The organism is Thalassospira sp. HF15, from assembly GCF_011806525.1.
Lineage (GTDB): Bacteria > Pseudomonadota > Alphaproteobacteria > Rhodospirillales > Thalassospiraceae > Thalassospira.
This window is the reverse complement of record NZ_JAAVKI010000005.1, coordinates 405,500-431,129: the sequence shown is the minus strand read 5'-3', so window position 1 is coordinate 431,129 and position 25,630 is coordinate 405,500. Positions and strand designations below refer to the sequence as shown.

The 25,630-nt window shown below is 54.6% G+C and carries 25 protein-coding genes; 9 read left to right on the top strand and 16 right to left on the bottom strand.

All coding sequences use genetic code 11. The annotated features are described in order from the left end of the window. Positions 1-22 precede the first annotated feature (22 nt). The 5 genes from HED22_RS13925 to HED22_RS13905 all read right to left on the bottom strand — a co-directional run bounded on the left by HED22_RS13925 (position 23) and on the right by HED22_RS13905 (position 7,370). Entirely contained in the window at positions 23-2,029 is a 2,007-nt protein-coding gene (locus HED22_RS13925; RefSeq protein ID WP_167723206.1) for a CocE/NonD family hydrolase, read from the bottom strand. 99 nt (positions 2,030-2,128) lie between these two features. Continuing rightward, on the bottom strand, positions 2,129-3,760 hold the full coding sequence (locus tag HED22_RS13920; protein ID WP_167723204.1) for an ABC transporter ATP-binding protein: 1,632 nt from the start codon (positions 3,758-3,760) through the stop codon (positions 2,129-2,131). Beyond that, a complete protein-coding gene (locus tag HED22_RS13915) occupies positions 3,753-4,580 on the bottom strand; it encodes an ABC transporter permease (protein WP_167723202.1) in 828 nt (275 codons plus the stop codon). The genes HED22_RS13920 and HED22_RS13915 overlap by 8 nt, the downstream gene beginning before the upstream one ends. After that, positions 4,577-5,584 (bottom strand): ABC transporter permease, encoded by a 1,008-nt coding sequence (locus tag HED22_RS13910; protein ID WP_167723200.1) that lies wholly within the window; start codon positions 5,582-5,584, stop codon positions 4,577-4,579. The genes HED22_RS13915 and HED22_RS13910 overlap by 4 nt, the downstream gene beginning before the upstream one ends. Before the next feature lie 196 nt (positions 5,585-5,780). Then, positions 5,781-7,370 (bottom strand): ABC transporter substrate-binding protein, encoded by a 1,590-nt coding sequence (locus tag HED22_RS13905; protein WP_167723198.1) that lies wholly within the window; start codon positions 7,368-7,370, stop codon positions 5,781-5,783. A gap of 860 nt (positions 7,371-8,230) precedes the next feature. Between HED22_RS13905 and HED22_RS13900 the strand changes: the two genes are divergently transcribed. Together HED22_RS13900 and HED22_RS13895 are read left to right on the top strand one after the other, a co-directional pair. Then, a complete protein-coding gene (locus HED22_RS13900; protein ID WP_167723196.1) occupies positions 8,231-8,644 on the top strand; it encodes a universal stress protein in 414 nt (137 codons plus the stop codon). 64 nt (positions 8,645-8,708) lie between these two features. Continuing rightward, positions 8,709-10,379 carry a BCCT family transporter gene (locus tag HED22_RS13895; RefSeq protein ID WP_167723194.1) on the top strand — a complete coding sequence of 557 codons (1,671 nt, stop codon included), beginning with the start codon at positions 8,709-8,711 and terminating at the stop codon, positions 10,377-10,379. Here HED22_RS13895 and HED22_RS13890 read toward each other — a convergent pair. Further along, positions 10,376-10,879, bottom strand: coding sequence for an META domain-containing protein (locus HED22_RS13890; RefSeq protein ID WP_167723192.1), 504 nt, complete (start codon positions 10,877-10,879; stop codon positions 10,376-10,378). The two genes, HED22_RS13895 and HED22_RS13890, sit on opposite strands and share 4 nt — an antisense overlap. Positions 10,880-11,099: 220 nt before the next feature. Between HED22_RS13890 and HED22_RS13885 the strand changes: the two genes are divergently transcribed. The 6 genes from HED22_RS13885 to HED22_RS13860 all read left to right on the top strand — a co-directional run bounded on the left by HED22_RS13885 (position 11,100) and on the right by HED22_RS13860 (position 16,658). Next, positions 11,100-12,095 (top strand): Ldh family oxidoreductase, encoded by a 996-nt coding sequence (locus tag HED22_RS13885; protein ID WP_167723190.1) that lies wholly within the window; start codon positions 11,100-11,102, stop codon positions 12,093-12,095. Positions 12,096-12,397: 302 nt separating this feature from the next. Continuing rightward, entirely contained in the window at positions 12,398-13,243 is an 846-nt protein-coding gene (gene phnC, locus HED22_RS13880) for a phosphonate ABC transporter ATP-binding protein (protein ID WP_167723188.1), read from the top strand. A 70-nt stretch (positions 13,244-13,313) separates the two neighbouring features. Next, positions 13,314-14,330 carry a phosphonate ABC transporter substrate-binding protein gene (gene phnD, locus HED22_RS13875; protein ID WP_167723186.1) on the top strand — a complete coding sequence of 339 codons (1,017 nt, stop codon included), beginning with the start codon at positions 13,314-13,316 and terminating at the stop codon, positions 14,328-14,330. 68 nt (positions 14,331-14,398) lie between these two features. Then, entirely contained in the window at positions 14,399-15,211 is an 813-nt protein-coding gene (gene phnE / locus HED22_RS13870; RefSeq protein WP_167723184.1) for a phosphonate ABC transporter, permease protein PhnE, read from the top strand. Between the two features lie 3 nt (positions 15,212-15,214). Next, the gene (locus HED22_RS13865; RefSeq protein WP_167723182.1) at positions 15,215-15,862 is read left to right on the top strand and encodes a chloramphenicol acetyltransferase; all 648 of its coding nucleotides are present in this window, start codon (positions 15,215-15,217) and stop codon (positions 15,860-15,862) included. Between the two features lie 94 nt (positions 15,863-15,956). Further along, on the top strand, positions 15,957-16,658 hold the full coding sequence (locus HED22_RS13860; protein WP_167723180.1) for a DUF1045 domain-containing protein: 702 nt from the start codon (positions 15,957-15,959) through the stop codon (positions 16,656-16,658). A 58-nt stretch (positions 16,659-16,716) separates the two neighbouring features. Here HED22_RS13860 and phnN read toward each other — a convergent pair whose 3' ends face one another. From phnN to phnG, 8 genes are read right to left on the bottom strand one after another with little or no spacing between them, the layout of a single operon-like run. Continuing rightward, positions 16,717-17,322, bottom strand: a complete 606-nt coding sequence (phnN, locus tag HED22_RS13855; RefSeq protein ID WP_167723178.1) for a phosphonate metabolism protein/1,5-bisphosphokinase (PRPP-forming) PhnN — start codon at positions 17,320-17,322, stop codon at positions 16,717-16,719. Beyond that, on the bottom strand, positions 17,319-18,461 hold the full coding sequence (locus HED22_RS13850) for an alpha-D-ribose 1-methylphosphonate 5-triphosphate diphosphatase (RefSeq protein ID WP_167723176.1): 1,143 nt from the start codon (positions 18,459-18,461) through the stop codon (positions 17,319-17,321). Before HED22_RS13850 ends, phnN begins: the two co-directional genes overlap by 4 nt. Next, positions 18,454-19,158, bottom strand: a complete 705-nt coding sequence (phnL, locus tag HED22_RS13845) for a phosphonate C-P lyase system protein PhnL (protein WP_167723174.1) — start codon at positions 19,156-19,158, stop codon at positions 18,454-18,456. The genes HED22_RS13850 and phnL overlap by 8 nt, the downstream gene beginning before the upstream one ends. A 14-nt stretch (positions 19,159-19,172) precedes the next feature. Beyond that, positions 19,173-19,955 carry a phosphonate C-P lyase system protein PhnK gene (gene phnK, locus HED22_RS13840; protein WP_167723172.1) on the bottom strand — a complete coding sequence of 261 codons (783 nt, stop codon included), beginning with the start codon at positions 19,953-19,955 and terminating at the stop codon, positions 19,173-19,175. Continuing rightward, on the bottom strand, positions 19,955-20,881 hold the full coding sequence (locus HED22_RS13835) for an alpha-D-ribose 1-methylphosphonate 5-phosphate C-P-lyase PhnJ (RefSeq protein WP_167723170.1): 927 nt from the start codon (positions 20,879-20,881) through the stop codon (positions 19,955-19,957). Before HED22_RS13835 ends, phnK begins: the two co-directional genes overlap by 1 nt. A 4-nt stretch (positions 20,882-20,885) precedes the next feature. Next, positions 20,886-22,019, bottom strand: a complete 1,134-nt coding sequence (locus tag HED22_RS13830; RefSeq protein WP_167723168.1) for a carbon-phosphorus lyase complex subunit PhnI — start codon at positions 22,017-22,019, stop codon at positions 20,886-20,888. A gap of 2 nt (positions 22,020-22,021) precedes the next feature. Next, the gene (gene phnH / locus HED22_RS13825; protein ID WP_167723166.1) at positions 22,022-22,624 is read right to left on the bottom strand and encodes a phosphonate C-P lyase system protein PhnH; all 603 of its coding nucleotides are present in this window, start codon (positions 22,622-22,624) and stop codon (positions 22,022-22,024) included. After that, positions 22,621-23,121, bottom strand: a complete 501-nt coding sequence (phnG, locus tag HED22_RS13820) for a phosphonate C-P lyase system protein PhnG (RefSeq protein ID WP_167723164.1) — start codon at positions 23,119-23,121, stop codon at positions 22,621-22,623. The genes phnH and phnG overlap by 4 nt, the downstream gene beginning before the upstream one ends. Positions 23,122-23,254: 133 nt before the next feature. Here phnG and phnF point away from each other — a divergent pair, with 133 nt between their 5' ends. Continuing rightward, a complete protein-coding gene (phnF, locus tag HED22_RS13815) occupies positions 23,255-23,968 on the top strand; it encodes a phosphonate metabolism transcriptional regulator PhnF (protein WP_167723162.1) in 714 nt (237 codons plus the stop codon). Positions 23,969-23,993: 25 nt separating this feature from the next. On the opposite strand, the gene HED22_RS13810 is transcribed toward phnF, so the two are convergent. Next, entirely contained in the window at positions 23,994-24,629 is a 636-nt protein-coding gene (locus tag HED22_RS13810) for a trimeric intracellular cation channel family protein (protein WP_167723160.1), read from the bottom strand. Next, the gene (locus HED22_RS13805; protein ID WP_167723158.1) at positions 24,616-25,605 is read right to left on the bottom strand and encodes a LysR family transcriptional regulator; all 990 of its coding nucleotides are present in this window, start codon (positions 25,603-25,605) and stop codon (positions 24,616-24,618) included. The genes HED22_RS13810 and HED22_RS13805 overlap by 14 nt, the downstream gene beginning before the upstream one ends. Between the last annotated feature and the right edge of the window lie 25 nt (positions 25,606-25,630).

The following is a 25,630-nucleotide window of genomic DNA, read 5'->3' as shown; positions in this document are numbered from 1 at the left end:
GACCGGCCCTTTTTGCATCAGGTTACATGAAGTTTCGGGGAATGGCTTTTTCCCACTTCTTTTCAAAGACCTGTTCGCTGCCCTCATAGCCGATGACCCAGGCCGAGACATACCAATTGTCGTGATCACATTTCAGTTCGGCGTGACAATCGGTGCGGACTGACCAGCCATCGCGTTCAAGATCACAGGTCCAAGCGGCCTCACCCATGACAGAGGTCGGGTCAAGCGGATTGATCGTCCATGTTTCGCTACGCACTTCGCGGGTCGACAGGCGCGAGTCCGGATGTTCGAAAAGACCGGTATCTTCATAGATGCGATAGCGCGTTTCATTTTGCGTCAGATTGCGCTGAACGCTGCGTTCCGTCCGGCTGGGTTTGTGTTCGATATATTTGGGCAACGGATCGGGGTTATCCGGTTCCTTGACCTCAATCGCCTCATAATCGCCCAGAAGCGGCAAATCAAACGCGATGGAAGATGGCGCGATGGTGAGTCCCGCGTCAAAGGGCGGTGGCAGGATCATTGGCCAATAGGATGTCGAAAGTGCCAGACGCATCCGATGTCCGGGTTTGAACCGATACCCACAGGCATCAAGAACCAGCGTGATGGTAACCTTTTTGCCGCGCGGCATGGGCTGGGGATTGGCGTAGTTCGCATCCAGATCGCTATGGGCAAGGTTAAGCACCCCGAACGATACGCGGGTCGCCGTGCCATCAGGATGCAAATCCACTAGACGCGCGCACAGGTTTGACCAGTCCGCGTCGCACTCAAGATCAACACGCAGGACTGGGCGCCCCAGAAGGTCGACCTCTGCCTTAAGCGGGGCGGTTTCAAACACCAGCGACCCGGCATCATCAGGGCGCTGATCAATTGCCATTTCGGCATCGGGTTTGAGTGTGAAGTACTCGCCCGCCGCCGTGCCGGTATCAAGCGGCGACTTCAGGTAAATGTCGGCTACAGTTGACGTTTCCTCGGCCGCATCAAAGGCAAGCTTGCCGTCATTGACATAAAGGGTTTTGGTTTCGGGCTCTGACCAAGTGTCCTTGGCAATCCAGAAGCCCGGATCAAAATCGCGCCGCTTGGCCGGTTTGGGTCCATCAAGGATATAGGCGCGCATCTGTGGCAGGTCGTCGATGCCATTGTCTTTGTTGCGGAGCCATTTATTCCACCATTTGATTGCTTCGCCGGTGAAATCCGCACGCGGCTTTGGCCATGCAAAATGCGGGTATTTGTGCACCCATGGGCCGATCAGGGCCTTGGACCGATCAGGCATGCCTTCAATCGCGCGCATTGGTGTGTTGCGGTAACCATCGGCCCAACCGGCCAGAACCATCGACGGGATTTTGACGGCATCAAAATCCTCGCAGATCGATGCATGCTTCCAGAAGTCATCGCGGGTCTGATGTTGCAACCATTCTTCAAGGAAGAACGGTTCGTCCTTCAGACGATGCAGCCACATTGCCCGCCAGTCATCACCGACCAGAGCCGGGTCCGGTGTTCGTGACTGATAGGCCAGCATGGTTGCCGCCCATGACAATTGCACGGCCAGCTGACATCCGTTTTTGTAGTGAATATCGTCGTTGTAGCGATCCACAGTCGAGGCGATGGAAATGACGGCTTTAAGGGCTGGTGGATTAAGGGCCGCGACCTGCAGACAGTTAAACCCGCCCCAGGAAATCCCCATCATACCGACCGAACCATTGCACCATGGCTGATCGGCAATCCAGGCAATCAGTTCGCAGGCATTGGCCAGTTCAAGTTCGGTATATTCGCCGTCAATCACACCATCGGATTCACCCGATCCGCGGATATCCACACGCACACCGGCAATGCCGGCCTTGGCAAATTCGGGATAGGTCGACTCATCACGTGCGCAGGTGCCGTCACCCTTGCGATAGGGCAAAAATTCAAACACCGCCGGGACCGGATCATTCTCGGCGTTTTCGGGCATCCACATGCGTGCAGCCAAGCGGGTGCCATCGGCGATGGTGATAAAGGTGTTTTCAATAACAGTGAAGTTTCGTTCGGACATAGTGGGGCGTCGTCCTTTTGGTGGCGAGTTGCAGGTGTGGGGCTTATTCAAAAAGGCGACCCGGATGATGGGCCGCCTTTTTGTGTTTTCGCACGGATTTTAGTGACCGGCACTTTCCATTTTGCGCGTGGCCAAAACTTTTTCCAGCCAACCCAATTCCATTTCCGGCACCGATTTCAAAAGAAGGTCGGTGTAATCGTCAAACGGCGGGTTCAGGACTTCGGACCGGGGGCCGAAATCGACCAGCTTACCCTGCAGCATGACTGCAACAGAGTCGGCAATGGCGCGCACAATCGCGATATCGTGGGTAATGAACAGGTATGACACCTGTCGTTCCTTTTGCAGGCGTAGCAAAAGATCAAGGATGCCTTCGGCAACCAATGGATCAAGGGCCGACGTCGGCTCGTCACACAGGATCAGTTCCGGCTGTGCCGCCAAGGCACGGGCGATAGCGACACGCTGTTTTTGTCCGCCGGAAAGTTCGGCCGGATAGCGGTCATAGAAAGCTTGGCCCATCTCGATTTCATCAAGAAGTTTGATAACTTCCTTTTTGCGCTCCGCACCACGCTTGCCGAAATAGAACTGCAAAGGGCGACCGATGATCTGCCCGACCGTTTGGCGCGGGTTCATTGCGGTATCAGCCATTTGATAGATCAGCTGGATACGACGCAAATGATCGCGTGAGCGATCCTTCTGAGCGTTGGAAAGTTCCTCATCACCGAAGGTTACCGTACCTTTGAACGGCGGCAGCAAACCGGTAATGACACGGGCCAGCGTGGATTTGCCAGAACCGGACTCCCCCACCACGGCAAGTGTCTGGCCACGCGGCACATGCAGTGATACGTCATGAAGAACCTGCACCCCGTTGCCATAGGCAGCCGAAATATTTTCAACTTTCAGCAACGCATCGGTTTGATCGCGGGCTTCGGTCTGTTTGGTCTGACGCACATTGACCAGCGCCTTGGTGTATTCCTGACGCGGGTTTTCAATGATCTGCTGAACCGGCCCATATTCAACCGTTTCACCGTTGCGCAGCACCATGATGTCATCAGAAATCTGGGCGACAACCGCCAGATCGTGGGTGATATACAGGGCTGCAGTACCGGTTTTTTCAATCGCATTCTTGATGGCGGCCAGAACGTCAATCTGGGTCGTGACATCAAGGGCGGTGGTTGGTTCATCAAAGACAATCAGTTCCGGTTTGGAACACAGCGCCATGGCGGTCATCGCGCGTTGCAACTGTCCGCCTGATACCTGATGCGGGAACCGGTTGCCAAAATTCTTGGGGTCCGGAAGACCGAGAATTTCAAACAGGTAATCGGCGCGTTTGTGGGCTTCTTCGCGCGACATAATGCCGTGTTCGACGGTGGCTTCAATCACCTGATCGCCCAGTTTGTGCGCCGGATTGAAGGATGCCGCAGCCGATTGTGCAACGTAGCAGACGCGCGCACCACGAATGTTGCGGATACCTTTTTTGTCCAGCGGCAGGATATCCTGCCCGTCGAGGAAAACCTCGCCGCCTGTGATGCGCACACCACCCCGGCCATAAGCCAGTGCGGCAAGGCCAATGGTGGATTTGCCCGCACCCGATTCCCCGATCAGGCCAAGCACCTTGCCCTTTTGCAGATCAAAGGAAACACCGTGGACAATCTCGATATCCTGCGGGGCTTCGCCCGGCGGGAAGATGGTCGCGCCAATGCGCAGATCGCGTACCGATAAAAGATCAGACATCGCCGCGGCCTCCTTTCAGGCTGGATGTGCGTTTAAGCAACCAGTCGACAACCATGTTCACACAGACAGCCAGGGCTGCAATTGCCCCGCCCGGAATAAGGGCGGCCTGGATGCCAAAGATAATGCCATCTTTGTTGTCCTTGACCATGCCACCCCAGTCGGCAGCCGGCGGCTGAATACCAAGCCCCAGGAAGGACAGGGTCGACAGGAACAGGATCGAGAATGCGAAACGAAGCCCGAATTCCGCCAGAAGCGGCGAAAGCGTGTTGGGCAGAATTTCGCGGAAGATGATCCACATCCGTCCTTCCCCACGCAGCTTGGCCGCTTCGACGAATTCCATCACCGCCACATCAAGGGCAACGGCGCGGCCCAGTCGATAGACACGTGTTGAGTCCAGAATGGCCATCACCGCAATCAGGATGAAGATGTTCTGCGGCAGGACAGCCAGAACCACGAGGGCGAAAATCAGGGTCGGGATCGACATCATCAAATCATTCAGACGCGACAGCCCCTGATCAATCGGACCACCGGAAACAGCGGCCGTGAAGCTCAGGAAGATGCCGATCGAGAATGACAGGATCGATGCCGCAAGCGACACAAACAAGGTTGTCTGCGCACCGTAAATCAGACGTGACAGAAGATCACGGCCAAGGTTGTCGGTGCCCAGAAGGTAAAGGTCACTGGCCGGTTCCCAAACACCTGCAACAATTTCGCGTTCCCCAAAGGGGGCGATTAATGGCGCAAAGACGGCACAGCCAAATGCGAACAGAATGCCCAGAATTCCGATCCAGGCGGTCAGCGGGATTTCACGTAATCTCATCGCGGATGCCTCAGTCTCGGATTGGCGACAATGGCGACGATATCGGCCGCCATGTTAAGCAGGATATACACCGCCGCAAAGATCAGGCCGCAAGCCTGAACGACGGGCATGTCACGCACGGTCACGGCATCGACCATATATTGGCCCATGCCGGGATAGACGAAGACCACCTCGACCACGACAACACCCACCACGAGATAGGCAAGGTTAAGGGCAACCACGTTGACAATCGGCGCAATGGCATTTGGGGCGGCGTGTTTGACGATCGCCTTGAACGCGCCAAGTCCCTTGAGTTCGGCAGTTTCCATATAGGCAGATGACATCACACTGATGATCGCTGCGCGGGTCATGCGCATCATGTGGGCCAGAACCACCAAAACCAGCGTTGCTGTTGGCAAAGCGATGGCAGCAAGGCGTTCCGACCACCCCATGTTGTCATAGACCGTGGACGGGAAGGTCGCGACGCCCATCTGAACGGCAAAGAACACGATCAGGATATAGCCGATAAAGAACTCTGGTAGCGAGATCGCCGCGAGAGACACAACGTTAATCACGCGGTCCGGGATCCGGTTACGATAGTGAACCGCGACCATGCCAAGACCAACTGCAAGCGGAACCGAAATGACCGCTGCAAAGAAGGCCAGGAACAACGAGTTCCCCAGACGTTTGGTGATCTGTTCGCTTACCGGGGCGCCACTGGCCCAGCTATTGCCAAAATCGCCTTGAACAACACCGCCAAGCCATTCGAAATAGCGGGTCGTGATCGGGCGATCCAGGCCAAGGTCTTCGCGGATATTGGCAATCGCCTGCGGTGTCGCAGACTGCCCAAGATAGGTTTCAGCGAAGTCGCCCGGAAGGGCTTCTACACCGGCAAAAATCAGGACTGAAACAGCCCAAAGCAACAACACACTCAAGCCCAGTCGTTCGGCAATCAGGACCGATAACGGATGGGTTTCTTTCAGTCTGTGTCGCGCGGCTCGCACGCCGGCCAAGGGATTGGCCATGAACACATACTCCCCCTTAGTGGCCTGAACGGAAATTCAAGACGGGTGGGACGGCAAAGGATGTTTTGCCTCCATCTGGAAATTTCGATCAGACCATGTCTTAAAACAAACAGGTGACAGCAAGACGGGGACCACGACCAAAAAGGCCGTGATCCCGCCTATCTTCAATCATAGGGATGCAGCGCACCCCGACTGATTAGCTGTTGATCCACAGACGTGTCGCAACATAACCGTTAGACATGTCGTTACCGATGTCATCGACAAAGCCGGAAACGTTGGTCGTGGTTGCGTTCACGAAGTCGTTGAACATCGGCAGGATAAGACCACCGGTGTCACGGACCATCAGTGCCATGTCGCGATACATTTCCTTACGCTTGGCCTGATCGAGTTCAGCACGCGCTTCGAGAAGGATCTTGTCGAAGTGGGTGTTGAAGAAGCGGGTATCGTTCCAGTCTGCGCTCGACAGATATGCGGTCGAGTACATCTGGTCCTGGGTCGGACGACCACCCCAGTAAGAGGTCGAGAACGGCTGAACGTTCCAGACGTTCGACCAATAACCATCACCCGGCTCGCGTTTGATTTCGATGTCGATACCGGCTTTCTTTGCGGTTTCCTGATACAGGACCGCGGCATCAACAGCACCCGGGAATGCAACGTCAGATGTGCGCAGCAGAACCGAACCGTCATGGCCGGACTTCTTGAAGTGGAAGGCTGCCTTGTCCGGGTCATAGGTACGCTGTTCGATGCCTTCCGGGAACAGGGCATAGGTTTCGTTGATCGGGAAATCGTTACCAACCTTGCCGTAACCGCCAAGGATTTTCTCGACCATGGTTTCGCGGTCCATCGCATATTTCAGCGCCAGACGCAGGTCATTGTTGTCGAACGGCGCGGTATTGCAATGCATGATGAAGACATAGTGACCGCGGCCCGACGTGGTCTGAATTTCGACGTTCGGTGCACGCTTAAGAAGCCCGACGGTCTTCGGATCAACGCGGTTGATGAAATGAACCTGACCCGATGAAAGGGCGGCCATACGTGCGGTCGCATCGTTCATCACGATCATTTCGACCGAGTCAACAAAGCCACGATCGGTGCGCCAGTCATTTTCGTTTTTCACAAACGTTGCGCGCACGCCAGCTTCGAAGTTGTCGATTTTGAACGGACCGGTACCGATACCGGCATTCGGGTTGTCATACCCACCGCCCGGCTGGATGACGAGGTGATAGTCACTGAGCAGCAGCGGAAGATCGGCATTGCCTTCGGAAAGGGTCAGAACAAGATCGCCGCCCTTGTTTTCGATGCCCTTGATCGAACCCAGAACACCCAGTGCGCCAGACTCGGACTTTTCGTCGGTGTGACGGTTCAGGGTTTTGACAACATCGTCGATGGTCAGTTCGGAGCCATCATGGAACTCGACACCCTTGCGGATTTTAAACGTCCAGACTGATGCATCCGCATTCGGTTCCCAGGACTCTGCAAGCGACGGAACGGCGAGGCCGCTGGTCGGGTGCGATTCAACCAGGGTGTCACCCCAGTTGCGGTTCATGGCAAAGGTGAATTGCGATGATGATTTTGCCGGATCAATAACGTCGGTCGAAGAACCGCCCTGGAGGCCAAGTTTCAGATGCCCGCCCCGTTTGGGTTCCTGTGCCATGGCGGCTTTGCCATAGAGGCTGGTAGCAGCTGCAAGGGTCAGGCCGGCGGCCATCGAACGGCCGATGAATTCACGGCGGTTCATTTCATGTGCGGTGACGCGTGACGCGAAATGCTTGATAGGGTCAGTCATCCCTGTTCCTTCTCTGATGCTTTTGATCTTGCTGAATTATTTATAATAGTGTGGCAGTTCCCACCCGCGATTTGATTGTGTTTGGTAGTGCAGGGTCGGGTGTCGTTCAGACAGAAACGGACATGCAGCGGAAAGGTGTGCTGTTGTGCCATGCCACCGTTTGTGTGCAGTAATTGAACTCCCCCGTTTGGCCACAATAATTTCCCCTTTCGGGTATGTGCACGGCCATGGATGATTGCCTTTTGCAGGACTCATCCGGCAAATATGTCCAGACAGAACTTATGATGTTCTGGTCTGGAAGCACATGTTGTGTGGGACAGACAGTGCACAAATCGCGCACATCGTGACACGAGTGTGGTGCCTCATCAAGCCAAGTGCGTATCTGTGTGCCGTTTACAGGCATCTGGGGATAGATTTTTGCCGTCAAATATTCTCTGGAAAATAGAATAGATATTCGATGGATTTTTCCAAGAAATGCCTTGTCCGATAAGGGGTTTGGAAGCGTTGAAAAGGTTTGTTTGGAACCGGGGATTTCTCCGTGAAAAAATTTTTAAAATTTTCAGGTTCGAACATCAAAATCCGCGACGAAGGCGACCTCATTTCCGCATTCGAATTTGAAAAATATTCAGATCGACGATTCGCTGCGAAGTCCAGAATTGCTACGCAGTCTGGCAGATTTCATACATAAATATTGTCAAACCTTCGCGTGAATTGTTGCAGGAAATACTGCAGCAATATTTATGCACAATTTCGAAAGTCGGTTTTTGATTTTGAACACCTTCGATGTTACGCTTCGCTCGCTACCCTGATATTTCGTGAAATCATGGACTTCAGGGGTGGTGCACATAACGGAGGAATGAATGTATCAGAAGATGCTCGTGCCTGTCGATTTGGCCCACGTTGAAAAATTGGATAAAGCAATTAAAACGGCGGTCGATCTAGCCAAGCATTACAAGGCCGAGATAAGCCTTCTCGGTGTCGGTACCAATACGCCGTCATCGGTTGCGCATACACCAAAGGAATTCGAACAGAAACTTCAGGCATTCGCTGAAGATCTGGCGTCCAAGCATGGTGTGAGCACCAAGGCAGTCGTCCATATTTCGCATGATCCCGCGGTGGATCTCAGCAAGGAACTTGTCGCCAAGGCCGACGAACTTGGTGTCGACGTTATCGTCATGGCATCGCACGTTCCCGGCGTTGCGGACTATATTTTTGCCTCTCATGGCGGATATGTGGCGTCTCACTCGGATCTTTCTGTGTTCCTTGTGCGTTAAGGAATGCGGAAGAACTATTACGGCTAGGGGTAGCTGTATATTCATTTAACCTAGGGAGTTTCAAATGGGGTCTGAAGCTGACACGGGCATTGAAAGCCCGGACGGTGCAGCGAACCCGATTGATACAGAATATGAAATCGGGCAAGACAATATTCAGGCCGAGATCGGGCCATTTGGACTGGATGTCCATAACCCGGTCTTTCTGATTTCGGGTCTTGCAATTGTTGCTTTCGTCTTTCTTACCCTGGCCTTTCAGGAAAGTGTCGGGCCGATGTTCAACGACCTGCGTGGTTGGCTGACATCTTCGCTCGACTGGTTCTTCCTGTCTGCGGCCAATGTATTTGTCGTATTGTGTCTGTTCCTGATTGTCTCGCCACTCGGGCGCGTGCGCCTTGGTGGTGCGGATGCAGTACCGGATTATTCCTATTCCGGCTGGTTCGCCATGCTGTTTGCGGCGGGCATGGGCATTGGCCTTATGTTCTATGGCGTATCGGAACCGATTTCGCATTTCACATCCTCGATGGGCGGAATTGCGGTCGGCGAAGACGGTCTTCGTACCGACTGGGCTCCTCTTGGTGCTGCGGCCGGTGATGCAGATGCCGCGTTTGATCTTGGCATGGCTGCGACCATCTTCCACTGGGGCCTTCACCCGTGGGCGATCTATGCCACCGTGGCCCTTGCACTGGCCCTGTTTTCCTTTAACAAGGGCCTGCCGCTAACCATTCGTTCGATTTTCTATCCGATCTTTGGTGAGCGTGTCTGGGGCTGGACTGGTCATATCATCGATATCCTTGCCGTGTTCGCGACCCTGTTTGGTCTTGCGACCTCGCTTGGTTTCGGGGCGGAGCAGGCCAATGCCGGTCTCGATTACCTGTTCGGGATTTCTGTATCTGACACGTCCAAGGTGTTCCTGATTATCGGCATTACCGGTGTTGCCCTGATTTCGGTGCTGGCTGGTCTGGATGCAGGCGTGAAACGCCTTTCGGAAATCAACATGGTTCTGGCAGCGCTGTTGCTGCTGTTTGTCGTGCTGGTTGGTCCGACGATGGATATCATCACAGGCTTCTTCACCAGTCTGGTGTCGTATGTGGAATATCTGCCGGCGCTTTCGAACCCGATTGGCCGTGAAGATGCCAACTTCAGCCAGGGCTGGACATCCTTCTATTGGGCTTGGTGGATTTCCTGGTCACCGTTTGTCGGTATGTTCATTGCCCGTGTTTCGCGTGGCCGTACCGTCCGTGAATTCATCACTTGCGTGCTGATCATTCCGTCGCTGGTTTGTGTTCTGTGGATGACTGCTTTTGGCGGCACTGCAGTCCACATGGTCAGTGAAGGTGTTTCGGCCATTGCCGAGGCAGGCCTTCCGATCAAGCTGTTCACCATGCTTGACCAGTTGCCGATGCAGGCCATTACATCCTTTATCGGGATCATTCTGGTGATTGTGTTCTTCGTGACCTCGTCGGACTCCGGTTCACTTGTGATTGATACCATCACTGCTGGCGGCAAGGTCGATGCACCGGTTCCACAGCGTGTGTTCTGGTGTACCTTCGAAGGTCTGGTCGCGATTGCATTGTTGTTGGGCGGTGGTCTCGGATCATTGCAGGCGATGGCCGTCTCGACGGGCTTCCCGTTCGCGATTGTACTTTTGTTTGCCTGCTATTCGATCATTCAGGGTTTGCGTTCAGAGCCCAAAGCGGTCGGTGCAGGCGCAGAAGCGTCCGACAGCAAAGACTAGAATACATTCATGTATGTATTGCAAAAGGGGCACCAAACGGTGTCCCTTTTTGTTTTGCGCAATATGATCGTCGCGTTCCCGTCGGTGTCCTTGAGAACAAGGCGCCCGTCCGTTACATCCCAACTTTCGACAAGGACGAAGGCGCCACTTAGCGCATTCTCGATTTTCATGGCCTCTTCTGCGACACACATCTTCCGCGTCATGGCGAGTTGGGTGATGCCAAGTGATGACCCGGCTTGTGTGTAGCCGCCGGAATACTGATTGCAACCGGCATTGCCCGTCACCATACCATCATCGGAAAAAGTCACTGTGGCTTTGACTTGCGGTGTTGGCGACACGGTAGCGCGGCCGTCTTTCACGCTGACCAATTGCCATTCTTGGTCTGTCACCGCCGACCAGTCAGTGGTCGTACCGACACCTGACGTCGTGTCGCAGGCCGCAAGCGTCATCAAGGCCGCAAATGCAAATGGCGAAAAGAACCTGTATTTTACGCGATGCATATCAGAGCTCCTGTGTTGCTTGACCGGTCATGCTTAAACCTTACTGCCGATCATCGCTGATTACGAAACCATAATTCCAATGAACGTCATGTCATGCCGATGTGCCTTTGGTTGAAATCGCCTTTGCGCAGTACGATGGCTTGCGGCTATGCTGTAACGCCCTTTAGCGCATGATCCTTGCGCCATTATTCCCACTTTCAAACATCAAGGTCCGCCACCGATGAAGATTTCGCTCGAAGATGCCCATACGCTTGTGCGTGATACTCTGATGCGATGCAATGTCACCGCGCAAAATGCAGCCTCGGTGGCAAAGGCACTGGTGGCCGCAGAGGCATCCGGGCAGGGTGGGCATGGATTTCGTCGGGTTCCGGCCTATTCCGCACAGGCCAAAGCAGGCAAAGTCGATGGCATGACCAGCCCGGTCTTTGAAAAACCAACACCCGGTGTGTTGCGGATTGATGCGCAACATGGCTTTGCCTATCCGGCACTTGATCTGATGATGGATCACTTGCCCGATATGGCGCGCGGTCAGGGAATTGCGATTGCGTCAATCCATCGGTCCCACCACGCAGGGGTCATGGGTCTTACGGTCGAACGACTGGCGGAACAGGGGCTGGCGGCGATGATGTTTGCCAATGCCCCGGCAGCAATGGCGGCATGGGGCGGTCGTCGGCCGATGTTTGGAACAAACCCGATTGCCTTTGGTGTGCCGGTTGATGATGCCGGTGATCCGATCATTATTGATCTTGCGCTGTCGAAAGTGGCGCGTGGCAAGATCATGGCGGCGAAACAAAAGGGCGTCGCAATTCCCGATGACTGGGCGCTCGATGTTGATGGCAACCCGACAACTGATGCGGTGAAGGCGATTGATGGCACGATGATCCCGGCCGGTGGGGTCAAGGGGGCAGCCCTTGCCATGATGGTTGAACTTCTTGCCGCTGGTCTTACAGGGGCACAGTTCGGCCATCAGTCATCGTCACTTTTTGATGATAAAGGTGCGCCACCGGCCCTTGGTCAACTGATCATTGCCATTGATCCCAAGGCAACGGGTGGTGTGGGTGTAATGGATCACCTTGCCTATATTGCCAACGAGATCGCCGCAGAAGAAGGCGTTCGTCTGCCGGGGCGCCGTGGCAAGCAGGCACGCGCACTTGCCGAAGCCGAGGGGATTGAAATTGAAGACGATGTCATGGAAACCATCAATCAGATTAAATAATACCCACGACCAGAGCCAATTTTAGATGTTTAGAGCGTTTATTCTGGTTTTTTGATTTCCACATATATTTAAAGATTTAAATTAATATACTAATTATAAGTTGAGATATGTGCGAATGTTACAGAAATTATGTCAGAATTACAGGTAAATACTTCGATTAATTCTTGATGTATAGACAAGTTTAATTGTTGTCGGGGCAATATGCCCACCTTAATCATCGAACTGTAACATCAGTGTCACCGTAGAGTCGCGGTTTGTGCGTAGCTTCTAGCTCCAGCGAAACACATGCAGGCGATTCTTTGATGCTGGTTGTAGATATCTCTGGACTGAACAAAAGCTTTACCCGTGACAAGCGCGCACTCAACGATGTGAAGTTGCAGGTGCGGGAAGGCGAGATGGTGGCGCTGATTGGCGCATCGGGTTCAGGTAAATCCACTCTGATCCGTCATATTGCCGGTTTGCTGCGCGGGGATCGCGACGGCGGCAAGATCGCCGTGTTTGGTGAAACCATTCAGGAAAACGGCAAGATTTCACGTGGCGCACGCAAGGTGCGTACCGAGATCGGTGTTGTGTTCCAACAGTTCAACTTGGTCAGCCGCCTTTCGGTTTTGACCAATGTTCTAATGGGTCTTCTCGGTCGTGTTCCGGCGTGGCGCGGATCGCTTGGCCTGTTTACCAAAGCCGAAAAGATGCGCGCGATGAGCGCGCTTTCGCGTGTTGGTATTGATGCACATGCCTCCAAAAAGGCGCGCAATCTTTCGGGTGGTCAGCAGCAGCGCGCGGCCATTGCCCGCACAATCACCCAGGGTGCCCGCCTTATTCTGGCAGATGAGCCGATTGCATCGCTTGATCCGGCTTCCTCGCGCAAGGTGATGAACACGCTCGATCGCGTAAACCGCGAAGACAACGTTACCGTCATCGTATCACTTCATCAGGTTGACTACGCAAAAGACTACTGCAAACGCACCATCGCCATGCGCGATGGTGAAGTTGTTTTTGACGGACCGTCAAGCGAACTGACGCCGCAATTCCTTCAGGAACTGTATGGCGAACATTCTTCCGAACTTTTTGCCGATGGCGCGGCGGTATCGACCAAGCCGGTTGCCAAGCCCATCGCAGAAAAGGACCTGGCTGTCGCAACAAGCTAGCCGGGCCAGTTGTCATGACTGCCTTACCTTCTCGAAACATGTCCAAATACATTCTGACAGGGGACTTCTTATGAACGTTAAGACAATCGCATCCGCAGCATTTGCGGCGACGATGCTGGCATCCGTCGTTGCCAAAGCCGATGTTGAATTCAAGCCGCTCGAACAGGATCCGGAAAGCCTTGTTTTCGGTATCATTTCGACTGAATCCACTTCAAACCTCAAAGCCCAGTGGCAGCCGCTGATCGATGACATGTCCGAAGCACTCGACATGGAAGTCGAGGCATTCTTTGCACCGGATTATGCCGGCATCATCGAAGGCATGCGTTTCGGCAAGGTCCATGTTGGCTGGTTCGGTAACAAATCGGCGATGGAAGCTGTTGACCGTGCAGGTGGCGAAATCTTCGTTCAGACCTCGAAATCCGATGGTTCGAACGGCTATTATTCCCACATCATCACCCAGGCAGATAACGACAAGCTGAACTCGCTTGAGGACCTGCTGAAATGTGATGGTTCGCTGAACTTCGGTATTGGTGATCCGAACTCGACCTCGGGCTTCCTCGTCCCGTCTTATTATGTGTTCGCACAGAACGGTGCTGACCCGAAGGAATGCTTCAAAACCGTACGTAACGCCAACCATGAAACCAACCTGATGGCGACCGCCAATGCACAGGTTGATGCCGCTGCAAATAACTCCGAGCAGCTTGCACGTACCGAGATGAACAAACCGGAAGTCACCGAAAAGGTCAAAGTTATCTGGACCTCGCCGCTGATCCCGTCTGATCCGATGGTTTACCGTAAAGACATGTCGCGTGAACTGAAGTCACGCATCAAGGCGTTCTTCCTCGGGTATGGTCGTTTCGGCGATATCGAAGGCGCGAAAGAAGTGCTCGCCAACAACTCGGACGGCATGGGTCTGTTCATGGAAAGCTCCAACGCGCAGCTTTACCCGATCCGTCAGCTTGCACTTTTCAAAGACAAGCTGAAAATCCAGAACACCGAAGAGCTTTCGGATGAAGAGAAAGCAGAGCGTGTTGCTGAAATCGACAAGAAGCTTGCTGAACTCGACATTCTGGTTGCCTACCAGTAACCGACTTTTCGACAGGGAGTGCACCAAACGTGCGCTCCCTGTTTGCATTTACTTCCGGGATTAGAACCATGAACAGCAGCATTTCTTCGACATCATCTGTCGCAACGGAACTTCCGCCGCGTGACCTGAAACGATCTGCTTCGAGCTTTCTGCTTTGGGCGATCATTCTGGGGCTTCTGGCTTGGTCATGGGAAGGGGCTGACATGCGCCCGATGGCGCTGTTTGAAAACAGCGGCAACATGGTCGACTTTGCCGATGGCTTCTTTCCGCCAGACTTCCTGATGTGGAAGATGTATGTCGAAGAAATGTGGATTACCATCCAGATCGCAATCTGGGGGACGGCACTTTCAATCGTTTGCTCAATCCCGTTTGGTATTCTCTGCTCTGAAAATATTGTCCCGGTCTGGGTTTATCAGCCAGTACGCCGTCTGATGGATTCCTTCCGCGCGATCAACGAAATGGTGTTTGCCATGCTGTTCGTTGTTGCGGTCGGGCTTGGCCCGTTTGCCGGTGTTTTGGCACTGTGGATTCATACGACGGGTGTCTTGGCCAAGCTGTTTTCCGAGGCGGTCGAGGCGATTGATCCCGAACCGGTCGAAGGCATTCGTGCTACGGGGGCCAATGCCCTTCAGGAAGTCATCTTTGGCGTAATCCCGCAGGTCCTGCCCCTTTGGATTTCCTATTCGCTGTATCGGTTTGAGTCCAACGTGCGTTCGGCAACTGTGCTGGGCATCGTTGGGGCCGGTGGTATCGGCATGGTGCTTTGGGAATATATCCGAGGTTTCTATTACGCCGAAACGGCAGCTGTCATGATCATCATCATCATTTCGGTCAGCCTGCTTGATATGGCATCCCAGCGTCTGCGCAAATTGGTAACCTGATCCATGGGATACAAGATCACGCAGGCGAAACCGGCAATGAAGGCATTGTCGGAACAGCCGACGATCGATGAGACTGCGATTGTCGTTGATTGCGAAATGGGGGCTTGGACCGAAGTCGGTGCACGGACCTCCATGCGCGAAACGAAAATGGATGATTATTCCTATGTCGTGAATGACAGCGAGATCATCTATTCCGACATCGGAAAGTTCGTAAACATCGCCGCCCATACCCGCATTAATCCCGGACAGCATCCGATGGACCGCGCATCGATGCATCATTTCCAGTATCGCTCCAGCGCCTATGAGCTGGGTGAGGATGATCCGGCCTTCTTTGACTGGCGCCGCGAAAAGCGCGTGCGTCTTGAACATGATGTCTGGATCGGCCACGGGGCAATTGTGCAGGGTGGTGTCACCATCGGGATCGGATCGGTGATTGGATCCGGTGCGGTGGTCACCAAGGATGTTGCGCCCTACACGATCGTTACCGGCATTCCGGCAGCGCCGTTGCGGCCCCGGTTTGAGGACCACATCGTCGATACCCTGTTACGCATTCGCTGGTGGGATTGGTCGCACGATATTCTGCGCGAAAGGTTGCACGATTTCCGCAGCCTTCCGGTCCGGGACTTTTGCCTGAAATACGATACGGTCTAACCGATCAACATTTCCCTGTGATATGAGATGCGTCGAAGGGTAAGCTATTTACCTTCGGCGTTTCTTGCCGCGACACCTTTTCCAGAGTTCAATCATGACCGACCAGTATAAACGCTACGGCCTTTATTATGCGCCAGAACCGCAAGGCGCATTGGGGCAGTTTGGCAATGCCTGGCTGGGGCGTAATCCGGAAACCGGACATCTGTTGTCCCGTCCAACTGTTGCGGGCTTGACGGAATCTGAAATCGTGGCGGCAACCTCATCGCCGACCCGCTATGGTTTTCACGGGACGCTGAAACCGCCATTCGCCCTGCCAAGTGGTATTAATCGGAGTGATCTGGAAGCAGCCGTTTCAGACCTTTGCAAAAGGACTGCGTCGATAGCTTGCGGACCTTTGGTCTTAAAGGCGATTGGTCGTTTTCTTGCCCTTGTTCCGACCGAACCGGTCGCAGATCTGGCGGATCTTGCTGAGACGCTGGTGAGGGAGCTTGATGACTTTCGGCAACCCGAAGACGAAGCCGCAATGAACAAACGCCGTGCGGCTGGTTTGACGGATCGGCAGGAAGATTATCTTGTGCGCTGGGGGTATCCCTATGTCATGGAAGAATTCCGCTTCCATCTGACATTAACCAACAAGCTGTCTGACGATCAGATCGAGCCTTTCAAGGCGGCACTGTCAGGTTTGGTCGCGCCGCTGTGTCAGGCGCCGTTTACCGTAAAAGAGGTCTGCTTGTTTGGTGATCCGGGTGATCAGAAGCCGTTCAGATTGCTTAAACGCTTCCCTCTGGCCCCATAAAATCAGATAAAAATGCTGCACTTAAAAGGTGCAGCATTTTAGGGTGATTAAGTCCGCCTCAGGCGCGGTTTGCAATCGACTGGGGTATTTCAAGTGCCGCGATAAAGCGCGCAATGCCGGTTTCAAGATCGGCGTCGTTATCCACATGAACAACATGATCGCCGTCAATCTGATAGGCTGATGCCCGCGCGAGCCTGCGTTCAATATCAAGGGCATCTTCGCGCCCGCGAGCTTCAAGACGCTTGCGCAGGGCATCGCTGCTAGCCCGGATGCTGATGACGCGGACATTGTCCTTCCCGACAAGCGCACAGGCATCTGCAATGACGCTGCGCGATACATTGACGATGACGGTTTTGCCCGCCTCGACTTCGTTCAGAACATGGCGTGGGATGCCGTACCCCAGATCATGGGCCATCCAACTCAGAAGGAAGGCGCCCTGACGGGCCATCTGCCCGAAATCCTCCGGACGAACGGGGATATGGGTTTCGCCGACCGATCCGGCCGGGCGGGTTATGCAGCGCCGTGGAAAGCAGAACTGCCTGTCATCTGCCAATCGATCACGCGCCGCATCCATAAGGGTGTCCTTGCCGACGCCACTTGGGCCGACGACAAGGACGAGATGTCCATATCCGCTGGGGCCACTATATGTATGGCCCTTGGTCATGACACCCGCACACCTTCGCGCCACACGCCGCGCACAATCGGATGGTGCGGCGAATGATGCACCCGGATCAGATCGCCGCGTTTGCCAACCGCGATCTCGCCGCGATCATTCAATCCGACCTGGGTGGCCGGGGTCAGGGAGACCGTGCGAATGGCACGTGGCAAATCATAGCCATCAAACTCTTCAAACAGCTTCATCGCCCCGTGCAGCAAACTGTGCGGGACATAGTCGCTTGAAATGATGTCGAGATAGCCGTGCTTTGCCAAATCACCGGCGGCGACATTGCCGCTGTGCGATCCACCGCGCACAAGGTTTGGTCCGCCCATCATCACACCAAGCCCGCCTTCATGCGATGCCTTGGCAGCCTCAAGTGTGGTCGGGAATTCCGCCACCGTCATCTTGTCGGTAACGGCCTCGGCCACATGCTCGGCAGTTGCATCATCATGGCTGGCCAGCGCCAAACCCTTGGCATGGGCCTGTTCGACCACGTGACGGCGATGCTTTTCGGAATAGAGTTCCGAATCACGACGACGGGTAGCGATGAATTTGCGCATCTCTTCGTCATTCAGGCCATATTTACCCTGATAGTAGGTGTAATAGGCATCAAGACTGACAAACTGGCGCTGCCCCGGTGTGTGATCCATCACCGACAGCATACTGACAAGTGGCAGGTCGATCAGTTGACCAAGCGCCTGGACCATGCCCGGGAACGATGTTTCACAGCGCAGATGCAATTTGTGATCGGCACGCAGCAACGCATTTTCCAGCGCATGTTCAAGCGCCTTGACCGATTCAATCAGCCGAACAATGCGTTCGGACCCTTCATTGACATCGCCAATCGAAACCGCGTCAAACACCGTGGTGATCCCGGCACTGGCCACCTGATTGTCATGGGCAATAACTGCGGCCGTGGCTGGCCAACGGGTCTTTGGGCGTGGTGTCAGATGCTTGTCGAGATTGTCGGTATGCAGTTCGACAAGACCCGGCATCAGGTAATCACCATCCATGTCCGCGGCACCCGGCAGGTTAGATGGACGATCGGAAATATCGATGATCAGGCCATCCTTGACCTGCACGGCACCATCAATGACTTCGTTTGCCAGAACCAGTTTGGCATTGGTGAAAATCTGTTCAGTCATTGGCCCCAACTTTAAAGGAAGTCACATCAAACGACCCGGTGCAGACCGCATCACGGGTTTCGTGGTCGTGGAAAATGCCGGCAATGGCCGCGCCACGGCTTTTGGCTTCTTCAATCAGTTCCAGAACTGTGGCGCGATTTTGGGCGTCAAGCGATGCGGTCGGTTCATCCAGCAGCATGATCGGATAATCGGCAATAAAACCACGCGCAATATTTACACGCTGTTGTTCACCACCCGAAAAGGTCAGGGGCGAAAGCTGCCACAGCCGTTCGGGAATGCGCAAACGGGTTAAAAGATCACGCGCCTTGTCGGTTGCCGTTTCGCGGTCCGTACCAAGCGCAACAAGCGGCTCGGCAACGATATCAAGGGTTGGCACACGCGGGATGACACGCAGGAACTGCGATACATAGCCCAGCGTGCGTTTGCGGATATCAAGGATCGAATGCGGGCTGGCGGTGGTGATATCAAGCCAGTCGCCATTGTGGAACACCTTGATGGAGCCTTGCGAACAGGTGTAATTGGCATAAAGCATGCGCATGAAGGTACTTTTTCCCGAGCCGGATTCACCGGTCAGCGCGATGCATTCCCCTGCCGAAAGCATGAATTCAACACCTTCGAAGACCGGGATTGTCACGCTGCCCTGTGTGTGCAGGGTAAAGCTTTTTGCGACGTTTTTAGCATGAAGCATTTCAGACATTTTCTGCGCCCCGGTCAGTTCTGCAAAATGGAAGAAACAAGCAGCTGGGTATAGGCATGCTGCGGGTCATCAAGGACCTGATCGGTCAGGCCGTGTTCAATGACCTTGCCTTGTTGCATCACCATCAGCCGGTGCGAAAGAAGTCTTGCGACAGCAAGGTCATGGGTGACGATGATCACCGCAAGATTAAGGTCGTGAACCAGCCCGCGCAGCAGATCGAGCAATCTGGCCTGAACAGAAACATCAAGCCCACCCGTGGGTTCGTCCATAAAGACGAGGCGCGGGCTGGTTACGAGGTTGCGGGCAATCTGCAAACGTTGCTGCATGCCGCCCGAAAAGGTTGATGGCAGGTCGTCAAGGCGTTCAGACGCGATTTCGACCTTGCCCAGCCAGCTGTCCGCATTGCTGCGGATATTGCCGTAGTGACGATCGCCAATCGCCATCATCCGTTCACCGATGTTGGCCCCGGCACTGACATTCATGCGCAGTCCATCACGCGGGTTCTGGTGCACAAAGGCCCAGTCGGTCCGCATCAGAAGGCGACGCTGAGCTTCTGACATCTGATAGACATCGCAGATGCCATCGATGCGCGTCTGGTATTCGACGGTGCCCTTGGTCGGTTCCTGCTGGGCAGAAATGCTGCGCAGCAAAGTTGATTTACCCGATCCGGATTCGCCAACGATGCCAAGTACTTCACCCGGGCGCAGTTCAAAGCTGACATCCTTGCAACCGATCCGGTCGCCATACATCATGGTCAGGTCATCAACGCGCAGAAGCGGTTCGTTTATCTGGGTCATTATTCTGCTGCCTTTTCACGCTTTGAATTGCTAAGCGGCTGGTCATGATGTTGCGGGCCACGATGGCCGGCTTCCTGTCGTTCTGCGCAGTAATCAGTGTCCGAACAGACAAACATGCGGTTGCCCTGATCATCGAGGATGACTTCGTCAAGGTAACTGTCGCGCGCGCCGCACATGCCGCATTCATCTTCCCAAGTCTGAACCTCGAACGGGTGGTCGTCGAAATCGAGGCTTTTGACCTTGGTGTAAGGCGGCAGGGCATAGATACGTTTCTCGCGACCGGCACCGAAAAGCTGCAATGCGGCCATGTCGTTCATTTTCGGATTGTCGAATTTCGGCGTCGGCGAAGGATCCATGACATATCGATCATCGACCATTACCGGATAGGCATAGGTGGTCGCGATATGCCCATGGCGGGCAATGTCTTCATAGAGCTTCACATGCATCAGGCCGTATTCTTCAAGCGCGTGCATTTTCCGCGTTTCGGTTTCGCGCGGCTCAAGGAAGCGAAGTGGTTCGGGGATTGGCACCTGATAAACCAACACCTGATCTTCACGCAGTTCCTTTTCGGGAATGCGGTGGCGGGTCTGAATGATGGAGGCCTCGGCGGTTTTTTCCGTCGTTGCCACCTGTGCGGTCTTGGCAAAGAACTGACGGATGGATACCGCGTTGGTGGTATCATCCGCGCCTTGGTCAATGACCTTCAATGTATCGTTCGGGCCAATCACGGCAGCGGTGACCTGAACACCACCGGTACCCCAGCCATAAGGCATCGGCATCTCACGCCCGGCAAACGGCACCTGATAGCCCGGAATGGCAACGGCCTTGAGCAGGGCGCGCCGGATCATGCGTTTGGTTTGTTCATCCAGATAGGCGAAGTTATAGGCGCTGGTCCCATCCGCCGGATTTTTGACAGTCTGTTCCATGGGATTACTCCGCAGCTTTGGGGTGGGATATGCCATCTTCGGCGTCACGCTTTGCAAGGCGTTCCTCGACCTCGGTCCGCATGCGGCGCACCAGCTCAAGCTCGCCCTGGAAGTCGACATAGTGTGGCAGCTTGATATGTTCGACAAAGCCGGTGGACTGGACATTGTCGCTATGTTCCATCACGAACTCGCTATCCTGTGCCGGGCCCATGATCTGTTCGCCCATTTCATTGGCGCGCATGGCGCGATCGACCAGCGCCATCGAAATCGACTTGCGCTCGTTCTGACCAAACACAAGGCCATAGCCGCGGGTGAATTGCGGCAGTTTGGTTTTCGATCCCTTGAACTTGTTGACCGTCTCACACTCGGTCAGTTCGATATCACCGATATCAATCGCAAAGCCGAGTTCTTCTGGTTCAATTTCGACCGACACCGTGCCGTATCGGATTTCACCGACAAAGGCGTGGCTGTTGGCATAGCCGCGCTGGGTTGAATACCCGAGTGCCAGAACAAATCCCTCATCCCCGCGCGACAGGTTTTGCAGACGCAGATCACGACCGGCCGGGAATTTGACCGGCTCCCGCGTCAGATCGGCGACCGGGGCATCGTCATCAACCGGGGTTGGTTCGTCCTGAATAAGGCCTTCATAGTTCAGGATATCATCGAGAACGCGCGGCATGTTTTCATCAACCGGCTGTTCGCCTTGCGGTGCTTCGGCGGGCGCTTCGCCGTTGGCCATCAGGGTGAAGTCAAGCAGGCGGTGGGTATAATCAAAGGTCGGGCCCAATATCTGTCCGCCGGGCAGGTCCTTGAAGGTTGCCGAAATGCGGCGTGATATATCCATCTCGGCGGTTTTGATCGGCTTGGAAAACGCAAAACGCGGCAGCGTCGTGCGATAGGCGCGCATCAAAAAGATCGCCTCGATCAAGTCGCCACGCGCCTGTTTGATGGCAAGGGCGGCCAGATCGCGGTCATACAGCGATCCTTCGGCCATCACACGGGTGACGGAAAGCGACAGTTGCTGTTCGATCTGATCGGTTTCGATTTCGGCAATGTCTTTGTCGCCCCGGCGCTGCTCGGCCAGAAGCTTATGGGCGTTGTTGATGGCGCGCTCGCCACCTTTTACCGCAACATACATGATTAATTGACCTCGATCCGGGTGGTGCGCGACAGGGCGGCGATCTGGGTTGGGCTTGCGAAAATCACATCAACGCCGCACGGAAACAGGTGATGGTTATCTGCCCGCCAGCGATGAAAGCTTTCAGGCAGGTTCTTGATCGCAAGGCTATGCGTATCCTTGATGCCCGGTCCCTTAAGGGTCATGGACGGGCTATCTGAAATCTCATCAACCATCAGGATCAGGGTCGCGGATTGATCAGGATATTCTGCATTGCCCACGGCAAGATCTGTGACAAAGGACAGGTCATCGGAAATGCGGGCAACGGCGAAATCGGCCTGTTTGACATCCGTGCTGATCGGGCAGCCGCAATGGAATTTCAAATGGTCGCCAGCGGCCTTGGTCGAGCAGGATTTTGAAAGCCAGACAGTGGTATCCATGTCCGCCATGGCAAGAAGTGTTGCGGTTGCGGCCGCGTTCAACCCGTCGGGTGCAGAGATATTGACCGGCAGATCATAGATGCGACCGGGACGCGACATAGCATCAAGAAGGGCGCGAAACACGGCGTTTGAATCAAAGGCCGCATGATCAAAGCCGGGCAGCAATTCGCTGGTTTGGAGGTTCATTCGTCTTCTCCGCGGACAAGGGTGAAGAAATCAACTTTGGTGGCGGCAACCTTGCGGGCATGGTCGCGCTTGGCGGCTGCCTGTTCATTGGCCAGGGTGTCGATGAAGTCGCTTGCTGATCCGTTGCGCAGCATAACCGCGTCAAACAGGGCGGCATACTGCGCCTGAATGCGGTCACGCCCCTTGACGTAAGAATGGCCGACAGTCCCGTCCGACAGGGTGACCGCGCAGCGTGTCACCGTCATTTCACCAAGATTGAACCGTTGTCCGGCCCCGCCGGCACGACCACGTACCATCACCATACCGATCTGGGGTTCGCGCAGGTGGTTCCAGCTTTCGGTGCTGTAATGGTCCGACCATTCGGCTTCGAGGCGGGCACGTGATGTGCGGGCCAGAACTGACATCCATTTTTGGCGTGCTGCAATGTGCGGATCGACCGGGGTGTCTGCGGTGTGATTCTGATCGGCCCGGGCATTCGGGGCGGGGTGCGCCGTCATCAAACTGATCCCTTTTCAACTTATGTCGACAAATTCAAAATTTGTCTAGACGTCTATACCTATTGACGTTATAAGGCGATCCAGCACCAAAGGCAAAGGTCTTGCCATGAAAGTTTTATGAACGGGGAATGCAATGGATTGGGAACCGGGCTTATCCATTTGGAAGCAAATAGAAAAGCAGCTTCTGGCGGATATTTCTGATGGTGTCTTCACACCGGGTGAAAAGATGCCGACCGAGATGGAACTGGTCCGGCGTTTCGGGGTGAATCGCCACACGGTACGACGTGCCATGGCTGCACTGGTCGATTCCAATGTTGTCCGTGTCGAACAGGGGCGCGGGGCATTTGTTCAGGAACAGATCCTTGATTACCCGCTGGGGTCCAAAACCCGTTTTTCACAGATCGTATCCGGCCGACATCGGTTGCCCGATAAACGTCTTGTCTCGTCCGAGGTGCTCAAAGCCAATGCGACGGTCGCCCAGTGCCTTGATGTCAAACCGGGCACGCGGGTGATTGAATTGTTCTCTGTCTCGGAGGCTGATGGTGTGCCGCTTGCGGTGGCGACAAGCTATCTTCCGGCTGCCCGCTTTGACGGGATTGTTGAAATCTTCGTCGAGACTAAATCGCTGACAGAGGCCCTCAAACGCTTTGGGATTGATGATTACAGCCGCAAAACCACCCGTATTTCCGCGACCCTGCCATCGTCGCGGGTTGCGAACCTGCTGAAACAGGCGCGCAACCGGCCGGTGATTTCGACCGAAAGTATCGATGTCGATTCCGCAGGGGTACCAATCGAATATGGCGTGACCGCCTTTTCAAGCGACCGGGTTCAGTTGATCGTCGAATAGGTTCTCGATTGTATGCGCCTGTTGCCTAGTACTCCCGACCCGGACGGGCCTTGTAGACCGGGAAGCTCAGTTTGAATTTGATCGCACATGCGCGCATCAGGAAGGCAGTAAAGAAGGCGATCATGGCGATGGGCCCGCGCGGCAGTTCAAGCATTGCGGTGCCGATCACGTAGATCCCCGCCCCGACAAGTGCACAGGTGATATAAATCTCTGGCCGCAGGATCAGCGGGATTTCATTACAGACCACATCACGCACCATCCCGCCGAAAGTGGCGGTGATCATGCCCAGAACGATTGCGACCAGTGGGGATACGCCCAGATTTAATCCGATGGCCGCCCCGGTGACTCCGAACATCGCCAAGCCAAGCGCATCCAGCCACAGCAAGGCAACATACCGCCGTTCGACAAGGTGGGCCGTGAAATAGGTCAGAACCGCAGCCCCGATACAGGTCACAAGCCATGTGGTGTCGCGGATCCAGAAAACCGGTGTTGCGCCGGTGATGACATCGCGCACCGTGCCGCCGCCAATACCTGTAAAGGTGGCGATCAGGACAAACCCGACCATGTCCATCTGACGACGGGATGCCTCAAGTGCGCCGGTAATCGCAAAAACAGCAACCCCGGCCAGTTCAAGCCAATAGATGATTTCAGTAATCGTCATGGTGTCCTTCGCGGGGATGTGCGTGACGTGTGGATTGTGAAACGGGGCGGTTTGCAGGCATACGTAGCCGGGTTGCTGCGACATCTTCAAGCTGCTCACGCAACCAGCGGTGCGATGGATCATGCTGATAGCGTTGGTGCCAGCACATGAAAATCGGCAGATCAAGCGTCCCGTCTTTAAGGTCGTTCAAAGGCATTGGTGCGCGCGCGAAATCGCGCAGGGCATGCTTTTGCAAAAGGCTCGGCAAGGTCGCGATCATGTTGCTTCCGCGCAGGAATTCGGCAATGGCGGTAAAGTTCGGCACCCGCAAAACTATGTTGCGATCAATGCCTTGGCTTTCAAGCATATCATCAAATTCAAGTGTGCGGTTATTGCCATAGCGCACCGTAATATGGCGTGCTCCAAGATAGTCGTCATGGCTTTGCGGTGCGTCGCGCATATCCGGATCGTAAAACACCATGTAATGATCGGTCAGAAGGCGCTTTTGCACGATATCGACCCCTTCGGGCGGGCGCGGCGAAATCAGAAGGTCACAGTGATTTTCGCGCAGCAATGCCGGCCCCGGCAGAAGCGACGGCACCACGGTCATCCGGATATTGGAAAGTGCTTCGTCAAGATTATGAAACAGGGTTGGCAACAATAGATCGCGCTGCAGATCATTGGCCGCAATCGTTAGCGTCATCGATGCGCCATCGGGCTTAAAATCCGCACCACTGGCAAAGGCCTGCATTTGATCGAGAAGAAACCGGGCCTGTTCGGCCAGGTTTTGCGCGTGCGCCGTTGCCACGATCCCGCGACCGGATTTGGTGAAAAGCGGGTCGTGCATGATCCGGCGCAATTTGGTCAGGTTATGGCTGACCGCGGACTGCGTCAAACCAAGTCGTTCGGCCGCTGCGGTGACGGACCCTTCTTCAAGAACGGCCAGAAACAGACGCAGCGCATGACCGTCCAGTTCCAAATGATCAAAATTACTCATGAATAAGATGATAAATGATGCATTT